Here is a 7,994-nt window from a genome sequence, read left to right on the forward strand (position 1 = left end):
AGGACATGCTCATCATGCGCGGCATGGGGACGAAGCGGCAGAACGTGATCTCCGTGCAGGTGTTCCCGTACGGCGAGAACCGCAAGCTCGTGCTTTCGCAGGACATCACCGAGCTCGAGCGCACCGACGCCATGCGGCGCGACTTCGTGGCCAACGTCTCGCACGAACTGAAGACGCCTATCACGGTGCTCTCCGGCTTCCTCGAGACGATGCGCGAGCTGCCGCTCTCGGAAGCTGAGCGCATCCGCTATCTGGAGCTGATGGAGCAGCAGGCCTCGCGTATGCGCCACATCGTCACGGACCTGCTCGTGCTCGCCAAACTCGAAGGCGAGGCGCGTTTGCCGGACGAGCAGATGGTCGACATGCGCGCGGTGCTCGGGCACGTGCGCGAGGACGCCGAAAGCCTTTCGGGTGGCCATCATCGCATCACGACCGATTTCGACGACGGGCTGAGCGTCACGGGCTCTGAAAGCGAGATCCTGAGCGCGCTCGGCAATCTCGCAACCAATGCGGTGCGCTACACGCCCGAGGGCGGCACGGTGCATCTGTCCTGGCGCGCGGAGCGCGGCAGCGCGGTGTTCTCAGTCACCGATACCGGGTTTGGCATTCCGGCCGCCGATATTCCGCGCCTGACCGAGCGCTTCTACCGCGTGGACCGCAGCCGTTCGCGCGACACGGGCGGCACGGGGCTGGGCCTTGCGATCGTGAAGCACGTGCTGCAACGTCACGATGCGGCGCTCGAAGTGAAGAGCGAGGAAGGGCGGGGCAGTACGTTCACGGTGCGCTTTCCGGCAAAGCGCACGACGAGAAGGCAGCCGGCGCCGGCGTGAAAATCGGCTGCCGCAAATGAAAAAGCCGCTTCATACTGAGCGGCTTTTTTTGCGTCTTGCTTTTTGCGTTCACAACCCGCGGGCTTCACACCTTCATGGGCAGAACTTCGCCAGCAGACTCAACTGTGCATTGCGCACGGCTTTGCCCGCGCGGCGGCGCCGATAGTGACCGTCGCTCTGCATGAGCCACGCCGACTGGTTGTCGCCGAGGAAGGTCGAAAGCCCTTCGGCGATTACGCGGCGCTTGAGCCTGCGGTCGTGAATCGGGAAGGCCACTTCGACACGGCGGAACAGGTTGCGATCCATCCAGTCCGCGCTCGACAGATAGATGTCTTCCTTGCCGCCCGCATAGAAGTAGTAGATGCGATGGTGCTCGAGAAAACGCCCGACGATCGAGCGCACCGTGATGTTCTCGGAGAGCCCCGGCACGCCGGGCTGCAGCGAACACACGCCACGGATGATGAGATCGATCTTCACGCCGGCCTGTGACGCTTCGTACAACTCATCGATGACCGTCGGTTCGAGCAGCGCGTTCATCTTCGCGACGATGCGCGCCTTCTTCCCCGCGCGCGCGGCCTCGGCTTCGGCGCGGATCGACTCGATGAGCTTCGGGTGCAGCGTGAACGGCGACTGCCACATCTCATGCAGCTGCAGTTCGCCGCCAATGCCCGTGAGCTGCTGGAACACGTGATGCACGTCCTCGCACATCTTCGGCTCCGAGGTCATGAGGCCGAAGTCGGTGTAGAGGCGCGCCGTGCGCGGATGGTAGTTGCCGGTGCCGAGGTGCACGTAGCGGCGCAGCACCATGCGGCCGTTCACGGGCACGCGGCGCACGATCAGCATCATCTTGGCGTGGCACTTGTGGCCCACCACGCCATAGACCACGTGTGCGCCCACGGCTTCGAGCTGGGAGGCCCAGTTGATGTTTGTCTCTTCGTCGAAGCGCGCGAGCAGCTCCACGACCACCGTGACTTCCTTGCCGTTGCGCGCGGCCTGCATGAGCGCGTCCATGAGCGGCGAGTCGGTGCCGGTGCGGTAAATGGTCTGCTTGATCGCGACCACGTTCGGATCGTTTGCGGCTTGCAGCAGCAGTTCGAGCACCGGCTGGAAGCTCTCGTACGGATGATGCAGGAGCACATCGCCCTGATCGATCACGTCGAACAGGTTGCTGTTCGACGCGATGCGCTTCGGAATGGCGGGCACGTGCGGCACGAACTTCAGGTCGGGGCGATCGACCATCTCGGGCAACTGCATGAGGCGCACGAGATTCACCGGACCGTCGACGAAATAGCAGTCCTTTTCATTCAAACCGCTTTCGTCGAGCAGGCGCTTGACGAGATGCGCGGGCGTTTCCGCCGACACTTCGAGCCGCACCGCATTGCCGAGGTGGCGCGCGGGCAGCTCGCCCTGCAGGGCCACGCGCAGGTTGGTGATTTCGTCTTCGTCGACGAACAGTTCGCTGTTGCGCGTGATGCGGAACTGATTGCAGCTACGCACGACGAGGCTCGGGAACAATTCGCCCACGAAGCGCTGTAGCAACGAGCCGAGCAGCACGAAGCCGTGCTGGAAGCCGGACAGCTCCTGCGGCATGCGCACGAGGCGCGGCAGCGCGCGTGGCGCCTGTACGATGCCCATGACGGCCTGGCGCCCGAAGGCGTCCTTGCCTTCGAGTTCGACCACGAAGTTCAGGCTCTTGTTGAGCACGCGCGGGAAAGGGTGCGCGGGATCGAGGCCGATCGGCGTGAGGACGGGCAGCAGTTCGTCGAGGAAGTATTTGCGCGCCCAGGCGGTTTGTGCCTCGTTCCAGGCGTCGGTGCCGTGGAAATAGATGCCTTCCTGCTCGAGCGCGGGCAGCACGGTGTCGTGCAGCATGCGGTACTGGCGATGCACGAGACGCTGCGCGCGCTCGACCACGAGGTCGTACACGTGCTGCAGCGACATGCCGTCTGGCGAGAGGACGCCTGGGTTGTCGCGCATCTGTTCCTGAAGCCCGGCCATACGGACTTCGAAGAATTCGTCGAGGTTGCTGCTGGTGATGCAGATGAAGCGCAAGCGCTCCAGCAAAGGAACAGCGGGATCGGACGCCTGTGCTAGCACGCGCTCATTGAATCCCAGAATGCCCAGTTCGCGATTGAGTAATGGATAGCGGATGGACATCGGCAATGAAAACGGAATGTCAGGGAGTGATTCGAACGGACGCTCGGAAATTCTCACAGTAATATGACTTTATTGTGACATTCGGTGTGTCATAAATTCTACGCTGCATTTTCACGAAATCGACAAGTCGCGTTGCGAACATGCACAGTGGATGAAACTGTGCCATGCGGGACGATGCGAGGAGCGACAACGTGAAGTCGGCTACGCTTAGAATGACGCATTTGGACAGTGCGGCCGCGGCGCAGCAAGCCCGCATGGCCGCGTTCGCACGCACGGAGCCTGCCCCCTCGATGGTCACCAATCCCCAACTGCTTGCCGCTGTCGATCTCGGCTCGAACAGTTTTCGTCTGATCGTTGGCCGCGTCGAAGAAACCGACGCCGGTAGCCAGATCTACCCGGTGGATGCACTGCGCGAGCCAGTGCGCCTCGCGGCCGGCCTTTCGAGAGACAAGCTGCTCGACCGCGCCTCGCAGGTGCGCGGCTGGGATGCGCTCAAACGATTCGGCGAGCGTCTGCGCGATTTCCATCCCGACACGGTGCGGGCGGTAGCGACCAACACGCTGCGCGTCGCGAAGAACGCACGCGAGTTCCTCGCCGAGGCCGAAGCGGCGCTAGGCTTCCCGATCGAAGTGATCGCGGGGCGCGAAGAAGCGCGCCTCATCTACGCGGGCGCGGCGCACTCGGTGCCGGCGAGCGCCGGCAAGCGCTTCGTGGTGGACATCGGCGGCGGCTCGACCGAGTTCATCATCGGCGCGCACTACACGCCGATCCGCATGGAAAGCCTCTATATCGGCTGTGTCAGCCATAGCCGGCAATTCTTTCCGTCGGGCAACGTCGACGAGTACACGATGCGCCAGGCCGAGCTCGCAGCCACGCGCGAGATCCAGATCATTTCCTCCGACTACCGCAAGACGGGTTGGGACCAGGCGATCGGCTCCTCGGGCACGGCGCGCGCGCTCGCGGAACTCGTCGAGGCGAACGGCTTCAACGATCCGGGCGTGACGCACGGCATCTCGCGCGGTGGCCTCGAGCGCCTCAAGCGCGCGATCATCAAGGCCGAGAACGTGAACCGGCTCAAGCTCGTCGCGCTCAAGCCCGATCGCGTGCCGGTGCTGGCGGGTGGACTGTCGATCATGATCGCCGTGTTCGACGAGCTCGGCATCGACTATGTCGATACCACCGACGGCGCGCTGCGTCTGGGCGTGCTCTACGACCTGCTCGGGCGCGCGCAGCACGAGGACATGCGCACGGTCACGGTGGAAGGCTTCATGCGCCGCTACGGCGTGGATCGCGCGCAGGCGGGCCGTATCGGCGAGCTGGCCGTGCAGTTCTACGACCAGTTCGAAGAGCCCGACGAGGAGCGGCGCGAAGAGAACCGCATGTTCCTCTCGTGGGCGGCGTCGCTGCATGAGATCGGGCTGTCGATCTCGCATAGCGCGTATCACAAGCACTCGGCGTACATCGCCAGCAACGCCGACATGCCCGGCTTCTCGCGCACCGACCAGGCGCGCCTTGCCGCGCTCGTGCTCGGCCACGTGGGCAAGCTCGGCAAGCTCTCGCAAACGCGCGACGTGGAATGGCCGCTGCTTTTCTGCCTGCGCCTCGCGGCGTTGCTGTGTCGCCGCCGCGCCGATGTCGGCCTGCCGAGCATCAAGGTGGAGCAGGAGGGGAATGGCTATGAGGTGCTGCTGCCGAATACCTGGGTCCAGAACAATCCGCTGACCGATTACAACCTCGTCCAGGAAGCGGCGGAGTGGGGCAAGATCGGCATCCCGTATCGCGTGGTCTATGCGGACGAGTGAGTAGTGGTGGGCGCGCGGCGCGCGTTCGCCACTAAAAAAACCCGGCTCATATGGCCGGGCTTTTTTTTCGTCCAATGAACGACGGATGCGGCGTCAGCGCCCCGCGGCTTCGCCGAGGAAATGGCGCGCGTAGCGCTCGTTGATCTCCGAGAGACGGAAGAGCGTGAGGAAGTCGGCGGTGTTGAAGTCCGGATCCCAGGCAGGCGCGCCGCAGATCTTCGCGCCCAGACGCAGATAACCCTTCACGAGCGGCGGCGGCACGGCGGGGGCGCCGGTGCGCAGCTCGTCGACGGGCAGCGGCGTGTGCGGGAATGCGCGGTATTCGGGCGCGGTCAGCGCGTTCGCGTCGAGCGCGCAATACAGGTTCGCCGCGTAGTGCCCGCCGTCGGCCATGGAAACGCTCGCACAGCCGAGCATCGTCTCGTAGCCGTTGTGCGTCATGTAGGCACCGAGACCGCCCCACAGCGACATGATGACCGAGCCGCTGCGGTAGTCGGGATGCACGCACGAGCGGCCCACTTCGACCATTTTCGGGCGCAGATGCGCGAGACGCGACACGTCGAATTCGCTTTCGGCATAGAGGCGGCCGATGCGCGCCGCCTGGTGCGGCGGCAGCACGCGATAGGTGCCGACGACCTTCAGCGTGTCGAGGTCGCGCACGAGCAGGTGGTCGCAGTAGGCGTCGAAGGCGTCGACATCGAGGCCGGCCGGGCCGGTCAGGCGTGCGCCCATTTCCTCGGCGAACACGCGGTAGCGCAGGCGCTGCGCCTCGCGCAGTTCCTCGTCGCTGCGAGCCCAGGCCACCTGCAGCCGATGCTGCGCGGTGACCGTCTCTTCGGCGCGCGGCAGACGCCGATTCGACTCGAACAACGTCGAGGCGAACGGCAGGGAGGGCGTCGGCAGATCTCGCATGGGGCGTCCTGGTCGAAAGGTAAGGGAACTTTTTCGGCCAATGTAGTAATAAGCGGTTACGTTTACATGGCAATGCAATGACGATTCGATGACGTCATGTAAGGCGGGTGGGAATGGCGGGTGCGTGGTCGGTGCTTCGGCCAAGGGCCGACAACCGTGTCATGCCGCGCCGGGCCGCGCGCAGGCGGCCCGGAGGACAGAAGGGGGGAGCTAGATGAGGTCGGGCGTGATGGCGGCGTGCAGGACGGCGTGCTCGTCGCCGTTGCGCTCGCGGCTCGCGAGCCAGAGGACGCCGGCTTTCTTCATCGCCCAGCTGCGCGAATCGGCGCCGCCCGAGAGCAGCCGCGCGGCGACTTCGCCGAGCGTGGGTTGATGGCCGACCACCACCACCGTCGACGCGAGGCCTTCAGGCCAGCCGACGGCGGCGAGCACCTGCTCGACGCTCGCGTCCGGTGCGAGCTCGCGCTCGACGCGGTACTGGTCGGTGAGCGCCTCGGCGGTCTGGATGGTGCGCGCGGCCGGGCTGGCGAGGATCAGCGCGTCTTCGGGCAGGCGCGCGCGCAGCCACCGCGCGACGCTTTGCGCCTGCTTGCGCCCGCGCGTGGTGAGCTGGCGGGCGAGGTCGCTCGCTGCCACGTCTTCGGCTTCGGCGTGGCGCCACAGGATGAGATGCATTGGCGGCTCCGGTGTGTCGTGTGTCGACCAGAGTGGGCGCGTTAGCGCCTGCTCCGGTTCCATGCAGATGGCTGCAATTGCTGGAAAGGCGTGCGTGCGCTCGGCTGGTTGCATGCTGCGCGGCGTTTGCCGTCACATGTTGCACGCGAGGAGAGAGGTCGGCAAGGTGCACTGCGGCGATTGCTGCGGATCGATTTGGTGAACGCATATTTGACGGAATAGGCGCTGAGCCGATACAATCTCTGATTCGTCGGAGCGTAGCGCAGCCTGGTAGCGCATCTGATTTGGGATCAGAGGGTCGTAGGTTCGAATCCTATCGCTCCGACCAATGGAATCAAGGGGTTACAAGCTTCGGCCTGTAGCCCCTTTTCTTTTGGGGTTACGCCGGGGCTACGACACCGGTGCATCATGATCAACACCTGTCTACGAATGCCACGCTATGGCTAGACCCAAAAAAACCGATTACGTCTGCGATAGCGACCTGTCATCCTGGTACAAACTTGAGAAGTATGCCGAACTGGCAAAAGCGAGCCCGCAGAGGTGGGCGCAGCTAGTTCTTGACCGAGCGAATCTTCAGCTCTTGCGACGAGACCCTGAAAACCTTGATGTCGTCCGCACGCTGTTTAAGAAACTAGAAGAAGACCCGCTCTGTGAGCTGGGTTTTTCATACCGATGGAAATCAGGACATGAGCTCGACATGCCCTCCGTAAAATCCCTCACCCTCAATCGGATGCGTTGGCTTCTCGACGAGGTCGCAGCGTCGTACAAGGACGACTACAGCCCCAATGACACCAATGCCGACTCCGCAGACCTCACGGGTCGAATAGAGACGACGATTTTGCCCCCTGCGGATCGGGACTCACTCGATCGTCCGCACGTCAACGCCGCAATCGACGAGCTACTATTGCCGCACAGGACGGTCTTCTCCGGAACCTTCGCCCATTTGACCGTCGATTTGCGGGCTACAGACGCACAGCTCAGGTCAGACTTTCAGGACTGGCTTACAAAATGGCGAGAACACGCCAACGCGAACGTTAAGGGCGGCGACTACAGCACGAAGGTGTTACGGTGGCATCAAGCCCGCATACTGCCCTACTTCGACCTTCGGCTATATGCAGACCTTGCCGGGCGACGGATCAGCCGCGAACAATTCGTCAGGCTGCTCGACTTCAAAGATCGACCATCCCCGAAAGATCTGCTTGACCAGCTATCCAAGACGGCTGACCACATTATTAGCTTCGATACATTCCACGCTCTCCACGGCCTATCGTCATAGGACTGCCTATAAGGACCTCCCTGTTTTTGCAAGCTGGGTTTAGTTGGTCATTATGGTCATTCGTTAAGCTCCTGCATTGCAGTTGACCTCCTCAGAGGGAACACGGGACGGAGGGGCGGCGAGACCAGACTGCATGCCTATAAACGGCCTTACTGGGCGCCCATCACAACCGGCACCCGGGCCCGGATAGTAACCGCGCAGCAGGACTCCATCCAGGTCACGGCGAATACATGGAATGTAGCGCCTGACAGTCCTTCGAGTTCGCCCGCTGCCGGTCTGACCTGTCGCTATCCTTGCCTTTGCGTCCTGGATGATGAAGCCACCTTTTTCAGGTGACGCCTG

At 63.3% G+C, this 7,994-nt stretch carries 6 protein-coding genes and 1 tRNA gene; 4 read left to right on the top strand and 3 right to left on the bottom strand.

Annotation, left to right across the window (positions count from 1 at the left end):
* Positions 1-830: phosphate regulon sensor histidine kinase PhoR (phoR, locus tag VMJ11_RS22495; protein WP_325621913.1), on the top strand; the 830-nt coding region annotated here is incomplete at its 5' end.
* Positions 831-923: 93 nt separating this feature from the next.
* Here the strand turns inward: phoR and ppk1 are convergent.
* Positions 924-2,987, bottom strand: a complete 2,064-nt coding sequence (ppk1, locus tag VMJ11_RS22500; RefSeq protein ID WP_325621915.1) for a polyphosphate kinase 1 — start codon at positions 2,985-2,987, stop codon at positions 924-926.
* 212 nt (positions 2,988-3,199) lie between these two features.
* Between ppk1 and ppx the strand changes: the two genes are divergently transcribed.
* Entirely contained in the window at positions 3,200-4,789 is a 1,590-nt protein-coding gene (gene ppx, locus VMJ11_RS22505) for an exopolyphosphatase (RefSeq protein ID WP_414694452.1), read from the top strand.
* A 93-nt stretch (positions 4,790-4,882) separates the two neighbouring features.
* On the opposite strand, the gene VMJ11_RS22510 is transcribed toward ppx, so the two are convergent.
* Together VMJ11_RS22510 and sixA are read right to left on the bottom strand one after the other, a co-directional pair.
* Entirely contained in the window at positions 4,883-5,701 is an 819-nt protein-coding gene (locus tag VMJ11_RS22510; protein ID WP_325621919.1) for a GNAT family N-acetyltransferase, read from the bottom strand.
* Positions 5,702-5,911: 210 nt separating this feature from the next.
* Positions 5,912-6,376 carry a phosphohistidine phosphatase SixA gene (sixA, locus tag VMJ11_RS22515; protein ID WP_325621921.1) on the bottom strand — a complete coding sequence of 155 codons (465 nt, stop codon included), beginning with the start codon at positions 6,374-6,376 and terminating at the stop codon, positions 5,912-5,914.
* Positions 6,377-6,627: 251 nt separating this feature from the next.
* Between sixA and VMJ11_RS22520 the strand changes: the two genes are divergently transcribed.
* Positions 6,628-6,704 (top strand) — tRNA-Pro (locus tag VMJ11_RS22520).
* Positions 6,705-6,815: 111 nt separating this feature from the next.
* Positions 6,816-7,652, top strand: coding sequence for a DUF6387 family protein (locus VMJ11_RS22525; RefSeq protein WP_325621924.1), 837 nt, complete (start codon positions 6,816-6,818; stop codon positions 7,650-7,652).
* Positions 7,653-7,994: the final 342 nt, after the last annotated feature.

It is taken from the genome of Paraburkholderia sp. (genome assembly GCF_035501035.1).
In the GTDB taxonomy this organism is placed as follows: Bacteria; Pseudomonadota; Gammaproteobacteria; order Burkholderiales; family Burkholderiaceae; genus Paraburkholderia.

Coding starts and splice junctions, on each gene's coding strand:
- ppx (WP_414694452.1), top strand. CDS start 3,200: ATGACGCATTTGGACAGTGCGGCCGCGGCGCAGCAAGCCCGCATGGCC.
- VMJ11_RS22525 (WP_325621924.1), top strand. CDS start 6,816: ATGGCTAGACCCAAAAAAACCGATTACGTCTGCGATAGCGACCTGTCA.
- VMJ11_RS22510 (WP_325621919.1), bottom strand. CDS start 5,701: ATGCGAGATCTGCCGACGCCCTCCCTGCCGTTCGCCTCGACGTTGTTC.
- ppk1 (WP_325621915.1), bottom strand. CDS start 2,987: ATGTCCATCCGCTATCCATTACTCAATCGCGAACTGGGCATTCTGGGA.
- sixA (WP_325621921.1), bottom strand. CDS start 6,376: ATGCATCTCATCCTGTGGCGCCACGCCGAAGCCGAAGACGTGGCAGCG.